General features: G+C 68.5%; 22 protein-coding genes. 7 read left to right on the forward strand and 15 right to left on the reverse strand.

What is annotated here, in order from left to right; translation table 11 throughout:
- Positions 1-560: 560 nt before the first annotated feature.
- Positions 561-896: a cupin domain-containing protein gene (locus ACWDU1_RS14490; protein ID WP_449998744.1), complete on the reverse strand. Its 336-nt coding sequence runs from the start codon at positions 894-896 to the stop codon at positions 561-563.
- A 70-nt stretch (positions 897-966) separates the two neighbouring features.
- Between ACWDU1_RS14490 and ACWDU1_RS14495 the strand changes: the two genes are divergently transcribed.
- Positions 967-1,932 (forward strand): GlxA family transcriptional regulator, encoded by a 966-nt coding sequence (locus tag ACWDU1_RS14495; RefSeq protein ID WP_449998709.1) that lies wholly within the window; start codon positions 967-969, stop codon positions 1,930-1,932.
- On the opposite strand, the gene ACWDU1_RS14500 is transcribed toward ACWDU1_RS14495, so the two are convergent.
- The gene (locus ACWDU1_RS14500; protein ID WP_449998711.1) at positions 1,897-2,082 is read right to left on the reverse strand and encodes a hypothetical protein; all 186 of its coding nucleotides are present in this window, start codon (positions 2,080-2,082) and stop codon (positions 1,897-1,899) included. The two genes, ACWDU1_RS14495 and ACWDU1_RS14500, sit on opposite strands and share 36 nt — an antisense overlap.
- Before the next feature lie 382 nt (positions 2,083-2,464).
- The gene (locus ACWDU1_RS14505) at positions 2,465-2,884 is read right to left on the reverse strand and encodes an Hsp20/alpha crystallin family protein (protein ID WP_449998746.1); all 420 of its coding nucleotides are present in this window, start codon (positions 2,882-2,884) and stop codon (positions 2,465-2,467) included.
- A gap of 156 nt (positions 2,885-3,040) precedes the next feature.
- On the opposite strand from ACWDU1_RS14505, the gene ACWDU1_RS14510 reads away from it, so the two are divergent.
- A complete protein-coding gene (locus ACWDU1_RS14510) occupies positions 3,041-3,373 on the forward strand; it encodes a MerR family transcriptional regulator (protein WP_449998713.1) in 333 nt (110 codons plus the stop codon).
- A gap of 20 nt (positions 3,374-3,393) precedes the next feature.
- Here ACWDU1_RS14510 and ACWDU1_RS14515 read toward each other — a convergent pair whose 3' ends face one another.
- Entirely contained in the window at positions 3,394-4,596 is a 1,203-nt protein-coding gene (locus ACWDU1_RS14515; RefSeq protein ID WP_449998715.1) for a cytochrome P450, read from the reverse strand.
- 110 nt (positions 4,597-4,706) lie between these two features.
- Positions 4,707-5,303: a TetR family transcriptional regulator gene (locus tag ACWDU1_RS14520; RefSeq protein WP_449998717.1), complete on the reverse strand. Its 597-nt coding sequence runs from the start codon at positions 5,301-5,303 to the stop codon at positions 4,707-4,709.
- Positions 5,304-5,436: 133 nt separating this feature from the next.
- Between ACWDU1_RS14520 and ACWDU1_RS14525 the strand changes: the two genes are divergently transcribed.
- The gene (locus tag ACWDU1_RS14525; RefSeq protein ID WP_449998719.1) at positions 5,437-5,838 is read left to right on the forward strand and encodes a VOC family protein; all 402 of its coding nucleotides are present in this window, start codon (positions 5,437-5,439) and stop codon (positions 5,836-5,838) included.
- Between the two features lie 50 nt (positions 5,839-5,888).
- On the forward strand, positions 5,889-6,542 hold the full coding sequence (locus tag ACWDU1_RS14530) for an AIM24 family protein (RefSeq protein ID WP_449998721.1): 654 nt from the start codon (positions 5,889-5,891) through the stop codon (positions 6,540-6,542).
- Positions 6,543-6,674: 132 nt separating this feature from the next.
- Here the strand turns inward: ACWDU1_RS14530 and ACWDU1_RS14535 are convergent, their stop codons facing one another.
- The 3 genes from ACWDU1_RS14535 to ACWDU1_RS14545 all read right to left on the reverse strand — a co-directional run bounded on the left by ACWDU1_RS14535 (position 6,675) and on the right by ACWDU1_RS14545 (position 8,402).
- Complete coding sequence (locus tag ACWDU1_RS14535; protein ID WP_449998722.1) at positions 6,675-7,253, reverse strand: NADAR family protein; 579 nt, start codon at positions 7,251-7,253, stop codon at positions 6,675-6,677.
- Between the two features lie 214 nt (positions 7,254-7,467).
- Positions 7,468-7,683 carry a cold-shock protein gene (locus ACWDU1_RS14540; protein WP_449998724.1) on the reverse strand — a complete coding sequence of 72 codons (216 nt, stop codon included), beginning with the start codon at positions 7,681-7,683 and terminating at the stop codon, positions 7,468-7,470.
- 158 nt (positions 7,684-7,841) lie between these two features.
- On the reverse strand, positions 7,842-8,402 hold the full coding sequence (locus ACWDU1_RS14545; protein WP_449998726.1) for an Rv3235 family protein: 561 nt from the start codon (positions 8,400-8,402) through the stop codon (positions 7,842-7,844).
- Positions 8,403-8,645: 243 nt separating this feature from the next.
- On the opposite strand from ACWDU1_RS14545, the gene ACWDU1_RS14550 reads away from it, so the two are divergent.
- The 3 genes from ACWDU1_RS14550 (at position 8,646) to ACWDU1_RS14560 (ending at position 11,011) form a co-directional block, all read left to right on the forward strand.
- A complete protein-coding gene (locus ACWDU1_RS14550) occupies positions 8,646-9,350 on the forward strand; it encodes a metal-dependent hydrolase (RefSeq protein WP_449998728.1) in 705 nt (234 codons plus the stop codon).
- Positions 9,351-9,421: 71 nt separating this feature from the next.
- Positions 9,422-10,135 (forward strand): VIT1/CCC1 transporter family protein, encoded by a 714-nt coding sequence (locus ACWDU1_RS14555; RefSeq protein ID WP_449998729.1) that lies wholly within the window; start codon positions 9,422-9,424, stop codon positions 10,133-10,135.
- 81 nt (positions 10,136-10,216) lie between these two features.
- A complete protein-coding gene (locus tag ACWDU1_RS14560) occupies positions 10,217-11,011 on the forward strand; it encodes a hypothetical protein (protein WP_449998731.1) in 795 nt (264 codons plus the stop codon).
- 8 nt (positions 11,012-11,019) lie between these two features.
- Here the strand turns inward: ACWDU1_RS14560 and ACWDU1_RS14565 are convergent, their stop codons facing one another.
- From ACWDU1_RS14565 to ACWDU1_RS14595, 7 genes are all read right to left on the reverse strand, one after another.
- Positions 11,020-11,976: an MlaD family protein gene (locus tag ACWDU1_RS14565; protein ID WP_449998732.1), complete on the reverse strand. Its 957-nt coding sequence runs from the start codon at positions 11,974-11,976 to the stop codon at positions 11,020-11,022.
- Positions 11,973-13,040: an MlaD family protein gene (locus ACWDU1_RS14570; protein WP_449998734.1), complete on the reverse strand. Its 1,068-nt coding sequence runs from the start codon at positions 13,038-13,040 to the stop codon at positions 11,973-11,975. Before ACWDU1_RS14570 ends, ACWDU1_RS14565 begins: the two co-directional genes overlap by 4 nt.
- Positions 13,037-14,137 carry an MlaD family protein gene (locus ACWDU1_RS14575; RefSeq protein WP_449998735.1) on the reverse strand — a complete coding sequence of 367 codons (1,101 nt, stop codon included), beginning with the start codon at positions 14,135-14,137 and terminating at the stop codon, positions 13,037-13,039. Before ACWDU1_RS14575 ends, ACWDU1_RS14570 begins: the two co-directional genes overlap by 4 nt.
- Positions 14,137-15,207 carry an MlaD family protein gene (locus ACWDU1_RS14580; RefSeq protein ID WP_449998737.1) on the reverse strand — a complete coding sequence of 357 codons (1,071 nt, stop codon included), beginning with the start codon at positions 15,205-15,207 and terminating at the stop codon, positions 14,137-14,139. The genes ACWDU1_RS14575 and ACWDU1_RS14580 overlap by 1 nt, the downstream gene beginning before the upstream one ends.
- A complete protein-coding gene (locus ACWDU1_RS14585) occupies positions 15,195-16,199 on the reverse strand; it encodes an MlaD family protein (RefSeq protein ID WP_449998738.1) in 1,005 nt (334 codons plus the stop codon). Before ACWDU1_RS14585 ends, ACWDU1_RS14580 begins: the two co-directional genes overlap by 13 nt.
- Positions 16,196-17,200, reverse strand: coding sequence for an MlaD family protein (locus ACWDU1_RS14590; protein ID WP_449998740.1), 1,005 nt, complete (start codon positions 17,198-17,200; stop codon positions 16,196-16,198). Before ACWDU1_RS14590 ends, ACWDU1_RS14585 begins: the two co-directional genes overlap by 4 nt.
- 6 nt (positions 17,201-17,206) lie before the next feature.
- A partial coding sequence (locus ACWDU1_RS14595) for an ABC transporter permease (protein WP_449998742.1) occupies positions 17,207-17,809 on the reverse strand: 603 nt, incomplete at its 5' end.

Below are 17,809 nucleotides of genomic sequence, written 5' to 3' on the forward strand. Positions count from 1 at the left end.
CGGTCACCAGTGCGGTCTTGGTCATCACGATCCCATCCTCGACGTTGCGGCCGCGTGACCGCCGGCCACCCGGTTCGCCAATCTAACGGATCGATGTCACCCGGTCTAAGCCTCACCGCCCGGTATCACCACCTCACCTCCGCATAGGCGAAGCCGAGAACGAGGGCCGGGCGACCCGCGCCTACCGGCCATGGAAAGCACCGGTAGGCGGACCCGATCAGACGATGAAGGCGCCGGACAGATAGCCCAGCATGTTGAGGAAGAGGAGGTACTGCAGAAACCGAGGCATATCGAGCCCTCTCGACTATCGATGGCGAACATGGAACCGACGTCTGCACCTGCCCGCGTCCCCGACTCGCGAACATCGTGAATACAACCGTCATTGTTTGCTTCGGGTACACGCCCGCCGCAGTTACAGTCTCACCCGCCCTTACTTTCCGGGGCATTCCCACTGGGGGCAGGTCGATTTCGTCTCAGTGCGGACAGCGGTGATCGATCATCCGCACCTCCGCGATCTCGGCCCCGCGGATAGCAGATCTCGGCCCTGCGGATAGCAGATCTCAGCCCTGCGGATAGAAGAGGAACAGCGTGCATCCGGTCGGGCTGGCCGGCACATGCCACGACCCGGCGGGTGCGTGGAGGAACGTGCCGGCCGGGTAATCCCGCGCGCCGTCGTTGAAGACGCCGGCGACCACGTAGACCTCCTCCGGGCCGGGCTCGTGCACATCGCGACGCGGCCACGAACTGCCCGGATCCATCTCCAGCACATGGGCGTGCGCGCCGTCCGGTCCCTGCCACAGCGAACGCGACCGGATGCCGGGAAACAGTTCACGAACCGGCGATTCGCCGACGGTCACCGCGCGGTAGCCCTCCTGGGCCAGGATCTCGGGGTACATGTCTTCACGGTGGCGCCGCCGGCCGATCCGCAACAGAGCCGGGCCGGACAGGGTGGGGTATTTTCCTGCCATGCATCGTGTGGTGGCCCTGGTTCGGCCGGTGCAGTCGACCTTCGAGCTCGGATGCGCCGTCGAGGTCTTCGGCACCGAGCGGGCGGGTATCCCACAGCATTACGAATTCGAGGTGTGCGCGGAGACCCCCGGCCAGGTGCCGACCTCGGCCGGATACACCATCTCCGTCGCCCGCGACCTCGCCGCGCTCGAGACCGCCGATACCGTGATCCTGCCCGGCTGGGCCCCGGTCGAGTCGCCGCTGCCCGGCAGCGTGCGCGACGCGCTGCTGCGGGCACATGCCCGTGGTGCCCGGCTGGTCACCATTTGTTCCGGGGTGTTCGCGCTGGCCCGCACCGGGCTGCTGGACCATCGGACGGCCACCACGCACTGGGCGCGGGCCGACCGGTTACAGCGGCAGTTCCCCCGCGTGCGAGTGGAGGCGGGCCGGCGCTTCATCGATCACGGCGACGTCGCCACCAGCGCGGGGGCGGGTGCGGGCATCGAGTTGTGCCTGCATCTGGTGGGCCGGGATCACGGCCCCGCGCACGCCGACCTCATCCGGCGGCATATGGCGCTGCCGCCCCACCCCGGCGACAGCACCCCGCCTCCCACCGATCCATTCGACGACCTGCTCACCTGGGCATCCGCGCACCTCGCCGACCCGCTCTCGGTCGACGACCTGGCCGCGCGACTCGGTGTCTCACCACGGACGTTGTCCCGGCGGTTCGCCGACCGGCTGGACACCACTCCGGGCGCCTGGCTGCGCGGCAGCCGGGTGGCCCAGGCGCGGGCACTGCTCGAGGACACCGATCTGCCCGTAGAAGCCGTCGCCACACGGGTCGGCCTGGTATCGGCGGTGAACCTGCGCCGCCGCTTCCGCGTACTGGTCGGCACCACACCGGGAGAGTATCGCCGCGGATTCCGCGACCGGCCGAACCGGGACGGTTCAGATCCGCGGAGACCGCGGCCCGCTCAGCCGTAAGAGACCCGGGTGGTTGGCGGGGTCCAGGGCCCGGGTCGGCGTCACGCCGTCCATGATCTCGGTCCACCAGTCGTGCAGTGGACTGGGCTCGGGCCAGCAGACCACACTCCCGTCGGCGGGCGTCGTTGCGGAAACGGTGTTGCGGGGCACGGGATTACTCCTTGCAGGACACAACGGGTCGTTCAGGCTGCGGTGCCGGTCCCGGTCAGTAGGCCAGAAGGGCGAGGTCGTCATCGTCGGCGAAGATGTCCTGCGCGACGTGGTCGGCCTCGGACGCGGTCGGTAACACGGTCATGGCGATCCTCCTCGAAAAGGGGCTCGGTACGGGATGTAATCGGTGGCCGGGCGGGGTGCCCGGCCACCGGGGCCGAAGAAACGTTGTTCAGATCCTAGGAAGAGTCGATGTCGCGGATCTGTAGATTGCACATCACCTCCCTTCGAGAAATCGTGGTCGGATCAGGGGTAGTGCGGCCCTTTCGCCGCCACGGCGGGCAGCGCTGGGTCGGTGCCCGTCGAGCCTCCATCGCGCGGTTCAGGCGTTGATGGCCTGGCGTTCGTCGTGGCGGGCGATCTCGATCTTGCGAGGTTTGGCCTTCTCGGCTATCGGGACAACCAGTCGCAGGACCCCATCCCGGTAGTCGGCGCGGATGGCGTCGGCGTCGAGGTTCTCCCCCAGGAACAGCTGCCGGGAGAACACGCCCCGGGTGCGTTCGGCCGCGATCATCGACCTGCCCGGGTCCAAGGCCGGACGCGAAGCGCGCACGGTCACCACGTTGCGTTCGACGTCCAGTTCGAGTGACTCCGCGTCGACGCCGGGCAGGTCGAGTTCGACGAAGAATTCGTCACCCTCGCGCCAGGCATCCATGGGCATCGCCGCCGGACGGGCGGGCGTTCCGAACACCTGCTGGGTCAGGCGATCCAGGTCACGGAACGGATCGGTACGCATCAGCATGGTCGCCACCTCCACTCACTCCATTCTCGATAGGCTCTCCGTCAGATAACCTATGCCATCTGACACAGATATTATTTAGCACTCGACCCAGGAGAGTGCAAGTGGCATCGTCAGATAATCTGGATTCGAGTACAGAAGACGAGGTGAGGACTAGAAATGGAACCACCACACGACACCCTGCCGGGCGCCGGGCGCGGGGTGTACGCGATCTCGGTAGCCGCGGAACTGGCCGGGATCGGAGTACAAACCTTGCGCCTGTATGAACAGCACGGCCTGCTCACCCCTGCCCGTAGCGCGGGCGGCACCCGCCGATACAGCGGCGCCGACCTGTCCCGCTTGGCACGTATCACCACCCTGACCGGCGAGGGAGCCAACCTGGCCGCCGTCGCGCGCATCCTCGAACTCGAAGACACGGTGGCGCGGCTACGCGAGCAGCTGCGCTCCGCTCAGCGGGCACCGCAACATCCGCCGACCGCGGAGCAGCCCTGACCGAGCGCGGGCCGATCAGCTCACCAGGTCACGAGTAGCTTCTCGGGACCCCGCACGAGCAACCCCTTCTTCCACGGAATCTCGGCCTCCGGCACCGCCAGGCGCAGCGACGGGAAGCGCCGCATCACAGCTTCCAGCGCCACCTGCAGTTCCACCCGCGCCAGCTGCGCGCCCAGGCAGTGGTGGGCCCCGTAACCGAATGCCACGTGCGGATTGCGCTGCCGGGTGAGGTCGAGCCGCTCCGGATCGTCGAAAACGGATTCGTCGCGGTTGGCGGCCTGGGTGTTCACGAACACCGCGTCGCCCGCCCGCACGGTGACCCCGCTGAGCACCACATCCTCCGTCGCCACCCGCGGCTGCCCGCCACCGGAACCGAGTTGCACGTAACGCAGCAGTTCCTCCACCGCGCCGGGGACGAGTCCGGGGTCCGCGCGCAACATATCCCAGTACTCGCGCTGGGTGAGCAGCATATAGACGAAGTTGGCGATCTGGTTGGCGGTGGTCTCGTGGCCCGCGATCAGAATGCCCACACCCAGATTCACCAGTTCCCGTTCGCTGAGCCGATCCTCTTCGTCGCGGGCGGTGACCAGCGCGCCCAGCAGATCATCGGTCGGCCGTTGCCGGCGTTCGGCGACGAGTTCGGCGAGATAACCTTCGAGGCGGTCGCGGGCGTCCTCGATCTGCTCGCGGGTGTAGGCGGTGGTGGACAGGATCGCGTCGGAGAAATCGCGGAACCGGTGCTGATCGCGCGGGGGGACGCCGAGCATTTCGCAGATCACCGTCACCGGCACCGGGAGCGCGAAATTGCGCACCAGATCGGCGGGGGCACCGGCGGATTCGAGGGTGTCCAGCGCGGCGTCGACGATTTCCCGGGTCCGCGGACGCAACTCCTGGACGCGCCGGGCGGTGAACGCCTTGGCGACCAGTTTGCGCAGCCTGCTGTGTTCGGGCGGGTCCATGCTCAGCAGCGAATCGGCGCGCGCGGGTGCGGGGGTGGCGCGCGGGACGTCTTCACGGTCGACGGTGACCGCGCGGCTGAACCGGGGGTCGGCGAGTACGAGTTTCACGTCCTCGTAGCGGGTCACCAGCCACCCTTCGCCGCCGTAGGGCAGTTCGACCCGGGATACCGGTTCCTCGCGGCGCAGTCGCGCGAACAGCGGATCCATATCGAGGCGGACCGGTTCGCCGAAGGGGAATCGGCGAACCTCGGTCTTCACAGTCATTCGGGTCTCCCTTCCCGGGGCGCCCGGCGCCGGGCGCGAGCCTATGTAAGCAGTAGCTTACTTAGGCAGGGTAAGGGGTTTCCCGAAGCGTGGTCAACGATTTCGCGGTGTTACCGCGGTGGGAATTCCGGGTCGTTGCGCTCCAGCAGCACTCCGGCCGCCCGCAGCACATGACCGGCAATCTCCGCCGGGTCGGAGCTGTTCAGGGGCTCGCGATGCAGTACCGAACGGACCAACCCGATCCCCAGCAACCAGGCCAGCAGGAGGTCGGCACGCAGCTCGCCGTCACCGCTATCGGTGAGCGAGGCCAGCGCGCGCAGGTACTCCTCCCCCAGTTCGCGCCGGATCACCGAGGCCCCCTCCTCGTGTCCGCTCGACCGCAACGCCGCCTGCAACCAACTCCCGGGCGACACTCCACCGGCGGGTTCGAGGACCCGCTCCAGCAACCGGGACAGCAGCGCGTCCACCGGACCGTCGCCGAGCACCGAGCGGCCCCGGTCGGTCATGGTCGCCCGGAACAGTTCGTCCTTGTTCCCGAAGTACCGGAACAGCAGCGCCTGATTCACCCCCGCCCGGGTGGCGATATCACGGACGGTCGCCCGCTCGTAGCCGCGTTCGGCGAAGAGTTCCTGCGCCGCCGACAGGATCGCCGCCCTGGTCGCCACGGCATCCCGTCGCCGGCCGCGCGGCTCGTCGTCGACGGTCATATATCCTCCGCTCCTGGTCGGAACAGCAGCGTAGAACATGGCCGATCAGGGCAAAGCGGGCAACTCGCGGGCGGGGTGCGGCCGGAAACCGTCCTGGACGGGTCGGCGGCGGAGTCCGTAGGCTCGAACCATCATGTCCGATCTTCTCGGGATCAATCATCTGACCCTGGCCACGCCCGACCTCGACCAGCTGGTCTCGTACTACACCGGCCTGCTGGGCGCCCGCCTCGCCTTCGAACGCGCCGCCACCGGGCCCGACCCCCGGATCGCTGTCGTCGATGTCGGCGGCGCCGACCACCTGATGATCGTGGAATCCACCACCGCCGCCGCACCCTCCGGCCCGGATGCGCTGGGCCGCGCCGGCTGGGGGCTGCGGCTGGCGACCTACGAGCAGCTCTGTGAGGTCCGCGAACGGATCCTCGGCGCGGGCTTCCCGGCCGGTCTCATCGAGACGCTGCCCACCCAGTGGACGATGACAGCCGAAGATCCCGACGGGCGACCGGTCGATATCCGGGCCCATCGCCCCCACGTCTGACCGCCGCCGGTTCCGGCCCGCGAGAACGCCCGGTACTGCAGGATCGATATATGCAGAGCGATCTCTTCTCCGCCGAGAACACCGCCCGGCCCGCCACCGCCCCCGGCCTCACCCGGCAGAGCGCGAAATCGCTCAAATACGCCGTGAACGGCAACTGCCTGGCCCGCCAGGGCTCCATGGTCGCGTTCCGCGGCAACCTGCAGTTCGAGAAACAAGGTCAGGGCGTCGGCAAGTTCTTGCAGCGCGCGTTCACCGGCGAGGGCGTACCGCTCATGTCGGTGCGCGGGCAGGGTGAGGCCTGGTTCGCCCACTTCGACCGCAACTGCTTCATCGTCGATCTGGTCCAGGGCGACGCGCTCACCCTCAACGGCCGCAACGTCCTGGTCTTCGACGCGAGCCTGCACTACGACATCCGCCTCGTCCAAGGCGTCGGCATGGCCGGCGGTGGCCTCTTCAACTGCGTATTCACCGGCCAGGGCCGGCTCGGCCTGATCTGTGCCGGGGTGCCCATCATCATCCCGGTCCAGCCGCAGGCGCCGGTCTTCGTCGATACCGACGCGGTGGTCGGGTGGAGCGCCAACCTGCAGACCTCCCTCAACCGCTCACAATCGTTCGGGTCGATGGTGCGGGGCGGGTCGGGTGAGATGTACCAGCTCCGGCTCGACGGTGAGGGTTTCGTAATCGTCCAGCCCAGCGAAGCCTGAGCGTATCCCGGCGCCCCTGGTCCGGGTCCGCATCACCCGGATCGGAGCCGCTGGGACCGGGCGATCGAATGCGCCGGACGGAACAACGTCCGCCGCGTCCCGGCCCCGGCACGGGCAGAACGAGCACCCGGCTCAATCTTGCGCGGTGGCGGTCCCGCTGTCACCGCGTAGCCGGGCGCGGGCCTCCATCAGCGCGAACCCCAGCAGGTTCGCCCCTTCCCAGCGGCTCGGGTCCTCGGCCCGCTCGTCGTCGGCCGCCATACCGATACCCCAGATCCGGTCCACCGGACTGGCCTCCACCAGCACCCGATCGCCCGTACCGAGGAGGAACCGGCGGAGCTCGTCGTGCTGCCCGAATTTCGCGACGTTCCCGGTCACGACGATTTCGAACCGGTCTGCCGCCCAGAGGTCTTCGTCGAACCCCTCGATCCGGCGTCCCAATGCCTTGGCCGCGCCCGGATTCCCGGCTGCCAGCACCTGTTCCGCGAGTTCCGCCGCACCGAACAGCTCCGCCTTCGCCCACATCATGTAATGCTCGGCGGTCCGGAAGGTCCGGCCGTCCACCACGAACTCGGCCGGCCACCACTGGCTCAGGCATTCCGAACCGACGCGGCCGTCGGCGCGGGGCCGATGTCCCCAGAACGGCAGGAATTTCACCCGCTCACCCCTGGACAGCACCGCTGTCAGCTCGGCGACACTACGTGCACGCATCCGGCCAGTCTGCGGCACCCGACCGGCCGACGCAGCCCAATTACCGGCGGGCCGGTCCGATGGATGCGATCAGGCCGAGCGCATGGTGAATTCGAGGTGGTCACCGTCGTAGCGGTACCAGGTGTCATCGGGGTGGTAGGCATAGTCGCCAGGCCGGCGGCCGCGGGCCACCTCAGGCGAGCCCCGGCGATGATCACGACGAGGGAGAAGATGGTTACCGCACGTGGCGCCGGACCGATACGGCGCGACTCGCGTACTCCCCTTGGGGTACGTTCTCGACCTCGGCGTCGACCAGGTCGCCCTCCCGCAAGGTCAACGCATCGGACTGTTCCACGCTCGACACATGAAACCACGCCAAGGAACCGTCGGGCCGGGACAGTACCCCGGTCCCGTTGCGGATATTCCAGCGGTACACGGTGGCCTGTTCCATGGCCGAACCATTTCTCTCACTCGGCTCACGGGTGCGGCCGAACCGGATAAGAGCTTCGACGGCCGGATTCGCGAGTCGGTTCCCGTGTGAGGACGTGCCTGTCCGAAGCAATGCCGGTACACCTTCTCCGACCGATTGTCATCCGGCGGGGCGGCCCGTCACATGAGGCGCAGTGCCGTCACCACCCAGCCCTTGCGGCTGTCGTGCTGGATCCGGCCGGCGATGACGAGCCGGCGCGGGCCGCGCCGGTACATCGCCACCAGTTCGGCGGCGTCCTCCCCGATGGGGACCAGACGCACGCTGGTCAGCGCGGCCGATCCCAGTGCGCGGCTCGGGACATGGTCGCCCGCGACCAGCCCGCCGATCGCGTGCACCAGCGCGGGTGCGCACAGACCGGCGAGCTGGGCGACCGGGCGTCGCCTGTCCAGCACCTCCAGCAGGATTCGCAGCGCCTGCGTGGCGAATTCCCGGGCACCGGGCGTGGCCGGAGACCGCTCGGCGGTATGGGCGCTCCGCTGGACCCGCCGGATACCGGCCGGAGCGCTGCGGTTGGTGCGCGCTACTGCGCGATCGACCCGGCCGCACCCGGGCGAACGGTCCGATCGGGTGCCGGCCGGTGCCGTGGGCCCGGGTGACGAGGTGGAAACCGCGGCGGCCGGAGAACCGCTCGACGGCTCGAAACCCGGTACCCGGTGCAGGATCGGCTGGAAATCGTTCATATCTCCCCCTGGGCGTGCGGATCTCCCCTGATGTGATCCGACGGCGACAGCATTGCATCGATCACCGACTCGGGACAGCGCTCACGCAGGCCGATTTGCCGAGACCGCCCAGGACACGGCGTGTCTCGCGCCGACGCGACTCCCGGCGCGTCGCTGTCGGTCCCACGACGGAAGGCCGTGTCGGTATCGATTGCTAATTTGAAGCGTTACGACCCTTTACAACGCGAGACCGGAGATTTCCTTTTGCTCGGCCATTCCCATGCCACCAGCGGTGCGCTCGCATTCGTCACCGCCGCGACCGTCGTTCCCCCAGCGGTGATGGAAGCCGTGCGCGGACCCGTGGATATCAGCGCGCTCGAACTGGTACTCGGCGCGCTCATCACCGCCGGTGCGGCGCTGGTTCCGGATATCGACCACCCCGGCGGGACGATCGGCCGATCGCTGGGACCGTTCAGCCATGTGGCGGCCAAGGGAGTGGCGGCGGTATCCGGCGGGCATCGCAAGGGCACACACGGCCTGCTGTTCGTTCTGCTCGCCGGATGGGCGACCTGGGCGGGGGTGACCTACCTCGGCCGGTACTTCACCCTGGCGACCATTTTCATCATGCTGGCCTTCGGCATCCGGGCCCTGCATCTGACCCCGAAGGGCGACTCCTTCCGCGCCTGGGGCACCTGCGTTTTCCTGGCGGGAGCGGGCACGGTGCTCATGGACCGCTGGCTTCCCGACGCCCCCTACTGGCTACCCTTCGCGCTCGGCCTGGGCGCGCTGATCCATATCGCCGGCGACTGCCTGACCGATCGCGGCTGTCCGCTGCTGTGGCCGATGAAACCGCGACTGGCGCTGCCGATCATCTCCCGGACCGGCAACAAGGTGGAGACGTGGGTGCTCACACCGCTGATGGGCCTGGCGACCGCCGGATTGCTCTATCTCTACGCGGTGCCGAATTGAGGACCACGCGGCTCGCGGACCGTATCGGGTCGGCGTGTTCTCGCATGCGGTTGTTGACATAGCCTGCAGCTATGGCAGAGCGGATCGATGGCAGCTACCTGCCGCAGCGCGGGCTCGCGGCCAAGCTCAATTGGCTGCGGGCCGGTGTGCTGGGCGCCAACGACGGCATCGTATCGACGGCCGGCCTCGTGGTGGGCGTGGCCGCGGCCTCTTCGGATACCGATACGATCCTCACCGCGGGGATCGCCGGGATCAGCGCGGGCGCGATATCCATGGCCGTCGGTGAATACGTCTCGGTGAGCACCCAGCGCGATACCGAGAAGGCGCTGCTCGCGCAGGAGCGCCGGGAACTCGAGCAAGATCCACGCGACGAGCTGAACGAACTCATCGCCATCTATCACGCCAAGGGCCTGTCCGCGAAGACCGCGCGGCAGGTCGCCGAGGAACTGACGGCCTATGACGCGTTCACCGCGCACGCCGAAGCCGAGCTCGGCATCGACCCGGGCGAACTGACCAACCCCTGGCATGCCGCGTTCTCCTCGGCGGTCTCGTTCACCCTCGGAGCGCTCCTGCCGTTACTGGCGATTCTGCTGCCGCCCACCTCGGCACGCATACCGGTGACGATGGTGGCGGTGCTGCTGGCGCTGGCGCTCACCGGCTCGATCAGTGCGCGGGTCGGCGGCGGCAGCCGAGCCCGCGCGGTGGCCCGGGTGGTGGCCGGCGGCGCGCTGGCGATGGCGGTGACCTATGTGATCGGCCAGGCGGCCGATGTGGCGGGTATCTGAAATGTCACGAATTCTGTTGTCACGGCCGGATTTATCGGAAGTGAACCAGCGCCGAGTCGGATACTTTGCTGTACTTGGCGGGTGAGTTCTCTTTTCGCCGTACTGCCGGCGGCCGCGATCGAATCGGCCGAACGGGCGTATGAGCGTTATCTGGCCATGGACAAGGCGCCCGAGCCGACGCAGCCGTTACCGGCGGTCGGGGTGGTGTGCACGCTGATCCACCGTTCCGGTACCGGTCTGCGAGTGTACCGGCGCCCCGACGCCCGCGGCGCCCTGCTGGAGGCGACCGTCGACGACCGCTTCGACTGCCTGCGCGCCCTGCTGGCCCTCACCGCCGACCGTGATCTCGGTGTCCTGGACGTGGCCACCAGGCGGCTCTACAACCCGCGCGGCGCGGCCCGGGTCCGGGTGACCATGGGAAACATCACGCTGCCCTACCTCACCGAGACCATGCTCGACGAAATCCTGGAATCCCTGCCCGATCCGCGCGATCCGGCGCTCGAGGTCACGCGCGCACCCATGTGCCATATCCGGTCCCGGCGATTACCCGAAGAGATCTTCGAACTGGAACACCGCAACCTCGACGAGTTCTACCGGCTCTACACCGACGATACGACGCTGGTGCGCAAGACCATGTGGGCCTGGGCGACCGGTGATCCGTGGTGGCATCAGGCCATCGCCTGGCAGCGCACCGAGGCCCCCGCACCGAGACGGCGGGCCGCGCCGGAGGACGATATCGACGCCCTGCTCGCGGAGATGCGCAAGATGGCCGACGAGACCCCACCGGAATTGGGCGCGCTCGACCTGATCTCGGCACTGGGCGATGTCGACGCGCGCGCCCAGGCCATCCTCGACCGCGCCGATACCGACGAATAACCCGGCCGCTATCGCACGCCGACCCGGACGCGCACCGAATCCTCGTCGGTGCCGCGCAGCGCCTGGCCGAGCAGGCTGCCGATATCGATCTGCGGTGCGGTGGTTTCCAGCGACCGGGTCAACGGCACCAGCCCGGGCTGCAATTCGGCCAGTTCGGGCCCGATCTCGTCCAGTACCGCGCGCAGTTTCCGCAGCAGCGGCACCAGGCCGCCGTCCTGGTAGTAGATCTCCGGCGACCCCTCGTCGCCGGTGAACCGCCCCACCGATTCGATGAAATCGTCGAGCACCTCGGCGAACCGGGTGAACTCGGTGGCCGCCGCCGAGGTCGCCGGGCCGGACCAGTCGCTGTCGGCGGCCGCGGTCTCGAAATTGTCCAGCAGTTCGGCGATCCGGGGTTCGCGCGACATGATGGTGGCGGCGAGCAGATCGGCCGCGCGGGTGAGTTCGGGCAGTACCGCGTCGGTGCCGTGCAGGGCATCGCTGAGCGTCCGCACCAGCGAACCCATGGTCGCCGGGTCGAGCTGGTTCATGGTCTCGGTGACCATGCGCGCGGCGTCCGGTATGGACAGCGGGGTGCGGATATCCTCGGATTCGAGTCGCTGGCCGTCCACCAGATAGGGTCCGGCGCCGGTTTTCGGCACGAACTGCACATAGGGTTCGCCGAGCGCGGAGAGATGTTCGACGGTGACGACGCTGTCGGTGGGCAGCCGATGGTTCTCCTCCACCCGGAATCCGACCTCCACGCCCCCGGCGCCGCGGTCCACCGAGGTCACCCGGCCCACCTCGATACCGGTGAGCAACACCGGCGAACCGACGCCGAGCCCACCGGAATCGTCGAGGACCAGTGAGGCGTCGAGGTAGCCGGCGAACGGATCCGCCCGCACCACACCGAAGGTCAGGTAGCCCGCTCCCAGCAGGGTGATCGCGGCGATCCCGCCGAGGGAGGCCAGCGGTCCGGTCTTCATCGCACGGCTCCGATCATGCGCAGGGTATCGATGATCCGGTTCACCCGGTCGTCGGCGGACTGCGGATCACCGGTGCGTACCGCGCTCACATCGACCTTCGGGCCGTTCTCCACGAACGGGATGATCTTGTTGCGCAGCAGTTCGACCAGCAAGTTCAGGTTCGACGGCTGCCGTAGATCCAGCGGGCCCCCGGTGAGCAACGGGATGAACGCCGAGGCGGCCGCCCCGCCGGACTGCGCCAGCGGCGCCAGCCACGTCAGCGACTGCCCCACCGGGCCGAGTCCACCGAAGATCTCGGTGACCCCGGCGATGGATTCGGTGGCGGCATTCATCCGCTCGACCGATTCCGGGCGCAGGATATTGTCCAGTTCATCCTGAATACCGTGCATGACCTCGGCATTCGAGGCGACCCCGTACAGCAGCAGATCCACCTGGTCCAGATGGCCGGCCAGATCGACCGCGTCGGTGGCCAGCACCTGCGCGATCCGCTGGGTCTGCGCCGGATCCGGTGGCAGCACGGAATTGAACCGGTTCACGATGTCCTGCAGATGACCGACCGACCCGCTGTTGACGAAGAACGCGATGGCGGCCATCGTGTCCTCGAGCTGCACCGGCGGGCGGGTGCGGTCGAGGCCGATGGTGCCGCCCGGTTCCAGGAGCGTGCCGTAACCGTCGGGTGGTGTGGTGAGCGCGACGTGGATATCACCGAGCACGGTGTTCTGCCGCAGTTCGGCGACGGTGGCGGCCGGAAGCTCCACCGCGTCGTCCACCTCGATATCGACGACCACGTACCCGGCGCGGGTGGCGTCGCCGGGTACGACCTCCACCTTCTCCACATTGCCGATCTGGGCGCCGTTGGCGATCACCTTCGCCCGCGCGGGCAGGTTCAACGCGTTGGCGAATTCGATCCGCACCGGATAGCCGCCCCCGGAGACCGAGGCGCCGGGAACCGGGATATCCGACGGGTCGTAGGCGCACCCGGAAATCCCCAGGGCCACCGCCACACCGGCGGCGGCCAGTACCCGCCGGGCGCGGACGAGGTCGAGGGTGATCCGTGCCGTCATCGCGCACCCGCCAATCGCAGTACCAGTTGCATGAGGTGCAGATCCACCATGCCGTTCGCGGCGCCGGCGCATTGCCCGGGCGCGAGGGCGTTCACCGCGGCGCACACCTGTTCGGCGTTCTCCTGCGGGATGGCCACCCGCGGCGGGGCGTAGGTGAGCCCGGGTGCGCCGGTACCCGGGTCGGTGACGGTGCGCAACGCCGAGGCCAGCACCGGGGTGGTCGCCACGATCTCGCTCAGCGACCCCACGTTCGCGCGCAGCAGTTTCACCAGCGGGACCAGGTTGTCCAGGCCCGACATGAGCGGATCGGCCAGGATGACGGTGAGTTCGTCGAGCATGGGCAGCACTTCGCGCAGCCCGTCGAACAGCGCGATACCGGGGGTGAGCAGTTCGCTGTGCGCCTGGTTCAGGGTCGGGCCCAGCCGGGTCAGCATCAGCTTCAGATCACCCCAGTGCGCGGCGACCTTGTTCGACACCGAGGCGTAGGCGTCGAAGATACCGGCCAGATGCGCGATATCGGCGTCCGGTGATTCGAGCACCCGGCCCAGCTGGTTGATGAGATCGTTGATCCGCGGACCGGTACCGGCGGAGGCCGAATCCAGCGCGTCCAGACCGCCTGCCAGCGCGTTCGGCTGCGTCTCGGTGCCGCCGACCCGGTCGGACAGTTCGGCCAGTGCGGTGATGGTCTGGGTGAGGCTCTTGGGGGTGAGGGTTTTGGTGACGCACTGCCCCGGATCCCACTGCTCGGTGATCTTCCCGCTGGACAGCACCGCGAGTTCACGGTCGGCGACCACGGTGTCGGACACGGTGGTCGCGCCGGCGTCGGCGTAGAGCGGATGGTCGGCGTCGACCTCGAAATCGACGCGCACCTTTCCGCCCTCGGGGGCGATACCGGTGACGGTGCCGACCGTGATCCCCCGCATCGAAACCTGATTGCCCTGGTAGAGGCCAATACTGTCGGGCATGATCGCGCAATAGGCGCGGGTGGCCTTCATCGGCTGGAAGACGATCACGTACAAAGCGGTCGCCAGCAGCACCAGTACGAGCGCGCCCGCCACCGACATCAGCGCCGGGGATCCGAGAACCTTTTTCGGCATCAGCACACCTTCCCGGGCAGCGGGACACAGACCGCGGCCCCGGGATCGAGTCCCGGCGCGGTGATCGTGGTGCCCGACTCGTCCACCCGCACGCCGCCGTCCGGACCGATGTATTCGCGCAGTTTCGCGCCCAGGCTCTGGGCCGAGGCGATCATCGGTTCCAGCTGATCGCCATAGGACCGCAGCCGGGGCAGCGCGTCGGCCAGTTGCTGCACCTTCGGTTTCAGGGTCTGATCCCAGGCGGGCGCCAGCGCGCTCACCCGCTGCACCACCGAACTCAGCAGCGCCAGCGCCTGGCGCAGTTCGGCGCGTTTGCCGAGCAGGACGGTCTCCATCAGATTGACGTTGTCCATCAGCCGGCCGAGATCGGTTTTCGCGCCGTCGTACATGGTCACGTATTCATCGGCGGTCGCGATGGCATTCGACACCTGGGTGCGCTGGCGTTCGATGGCGTCCAGATAGGAGCCGACCGTGTCCAGCACACTGCGCAGCGATTCGGGCGCGGCGTCGATGGAGGTGTCCAGTGCCGCGAGATTGCGGCGCAGGGTGTCGCCGTCGGTTTCGCGCAGCGGCGCGGTGGCGTCCTGGAAGGTGTCCATCAGGCTGTAGGGCAACCGGACGCGGTCGGCGGGAATCGCCTGCTCGCCCAGCGGTTTCCCGCCCGCCGGGAACAGTGCGACGTAGTGGCCGCCGACCAGGGTCAGCATGCGGATATCGAGTGAACTCTGGTCGCCGACGAAGACATCGCTGTCCACGGTGAACCGCATGAGCACCGCATCCGGGCGCAGTTCGAGGGATTTCACCTCGCCGACCGGCACCCCGGCGAGCCGGATATCGTCCCCGGGTTTCACCGATTGCGCCTCGGACAGTTCGGCGGTGTAGGTGGCCTTGCCCAGCGGCACCACATACAGCGCGCCCACACCGACCGCGAGCAGCGTAACCGCGCACAATCCGATGATCCCGAGCCGCAACTGACGGCGCCGGGCGGTCGGCTCGTCGGTGATCGGGCGGTCGCGGTCGAACCACCGCGTGAGTGCCGACCGTGTCCGGGTGACGGTCAGCCGTTGCATATCGCCACCTGCTGTCCGCCGATCAGGATCGCCACCGGGGCCGGGACCTCGGCCGCGCCGCGGCTGCACTCGGGTGCGAATCCGGCGGGCTTGCGCGGAAACGCGGCATCCACCGACGCCAGCAGCCCGGGCAGCCGGCCGAAAACATCCACCGCCTGCCGCGGGTCCGGGAACAGGTTCCGGATCATGGCGTCGATATCGGGACCCATCTCCGGACTCAGGCCCACCGCGGCCAGCAGCCGGTCCACCGGTTCGAGCACCGACGGCGCGCTCATCGCGAAATCGGCGAGCCCGCCGACATTGCGTTGCAGGGCCTCGAAGATATCGGTGAGCCGGGCCAGCAGCGGCACCAGGTGATAGAGGCGTCCGCCCACCCGCTCGGCGAGATCGGACATATTCCGCACCACGGTGCCGATCACCTGCTGCCGGTCGCCGGCGTACTCGCTGAGCTTGCCGATCGCGTCCAGCGCGGGGCCTATTCCGGCGCCGTCGCCCTCGATCACCGCGAGCATGCTCTCGGTGAACTGGTTGATCGCCTCCGGCGACAGGGTCGCCAGCACCGGTTGCAGACCGTTGAACAGGCTGGTCACATCGAACGACGGGATGGTCTGCTCCGGCGGCACGGTGGCACCGTCGTCGAGCCGGACACCGGGGTTCGGCTGCTGCTGCAGATCGACATAGCGCTGGCCGGTGAGGTTCTGGTAGCGGATGGCCAGCACGCTGTTGTCGTAGACCGGGGTGCCGGTGGTCGTGGTCAGCCGGACCTTCGCCTTGTCGCCCTCCAGGGTCACGGCCTCGACCTTGCCGACCTGCACCCCGAACATCCGCACATCGTCACCCGATTTCAGGCCGTTGGCGTCGGTGAACAGCGCGTGATGGGTCTCGGTGTCGCCGTCCACGGGCCGTTCGATGGCGCCGATCACCAGTGCCAGCACCAGCGCCATCACCGCGGCGAACAGGCCCAGCCGCCAGGCGGCGCGACGCGCGGTCACCGGGGACCTCCCGCGGCGGTACCGATCTCGGCCTCCAGGTCCAGCACCGGACCCTGCGGTCCGTCACGGAACGCGAGGCCGAGCCGGGTGAGCAGGGTCCGCAGATCGGCGGCGGACTGCTGCGGGTCCGGGACCGCCAGCGCCAGCAGGTTCAGGGTGGGCGCGAGCATATCGGTGTAGCCGGACAGCTGCCCGGCGCTGGTCAGCGTATCCGCGAGCGACGGCAGGATATCGCCGGTCAGGGCCTTCACTCCGGCGTCGTAGTCGGCGCGATCGGTACGCAGTACGTCGATATCGACGATCTGGTCGAGCACCTCGATGGTCGCCCCCGCGAATTGCCCGCCGCCCTGGAACGCCGGTCCCAGCCGGCCCACCAGTTCGTTCGCCGGCATGGACTGGTGGTCGGCGATGACCCGGCCCGCGGTGATCAGGGCCTCGGCCAGCGGCGTGAATGCTTTGACGTCGGCGGCGGCCTGCGAGATCACCCGGGCCATATCGGCGGTGAACACGGTGCCGCTGGTCTGGGAGAGGCTGCGCAGCAGAGCACCCATGGTGGCGTCGTAGACATCGGCGGCGCGCTGCCCCGTCAGATCGACCACAGCGCCCGACCGCAGCGGCGCACCGCCGGTACCGGGGAGCAGTTCGATCTCGCTGATCCCGAACAGGTTCGCCGGGGCGTAGTCCACCCGCATGCTGTCGTCGATCCCGTGCAACCGCGCATCGTCGAGGGACAGCGAGATCTCCTGGGTGCCGCGGCCGGCGGGCGCGATCGCGGTCACCGATCCGACCTGCACCCCGTCCACCCGCACCAGCGTCCCGGCCACCACACCGTCGCCGATCTGCTCGGTACGCAGCGCGATCCGCAGCCCCCGGTCGGAGGTCAGCTCCCGGTACCCGTATCCGGTGAGGGCGACCACCGCCAGCACCACGACCACCAGCGCCCCGACCCGTCGTGCGCTGCGCCGGTCCGCGGCGACCCCCGGCATTCCGTACTTCGGCATCTGTCCCTATCCCGTGAAACTGATCGCCGCGTTGAAACCCCACAGCACGATCGTCAGAACCATGTCGATGGCGATGATGGCCACGAAACTGGCGCGAACCGCGCGCCCCGAGGCGATACCCACGCCTTCCGGGCCGCCCGTGGCGAAGAACCCGTAGTAGCTGTGCACGCAGATCACCACGGTGCCGAACACCGCGACCTTCACCGTGGCCGCGATGATGTCGAAGCCGGAGATGAACTGGAAGAAGTAGTGGTCGTAGACCCCGGCCGATTGGCCGTGCACCAGGGTTATCAGTCCCCGGCAGGCGAAGTACGCGCCGATCAGCGCGATGAGGAAGGTCGGCACGATGGCGATCGCGCCGGCGATCACCCGGGTGGTCACCACGAACGGCACCGACCGCAGACCCAGCGCCTCGATGGCGTCGATCTCCTCGGAGATCCGCATCGACCCGATCTCGGCGGTGATCCGGCAACCGGCCTGCGCCGCGAATCCGACCGCGGCCGCGATGGGCGCGAGTTCCCGGGTGGTCGCGAAGGCGGACACGATTCCGGTGACCGGGCCCATGCCGAGCATATCCAGGGTCGCGAAGGACTCCACGCCGATCGACGC

This window comes from Nocardia sp. NPDC003345 (assembly GCF_053589395.1).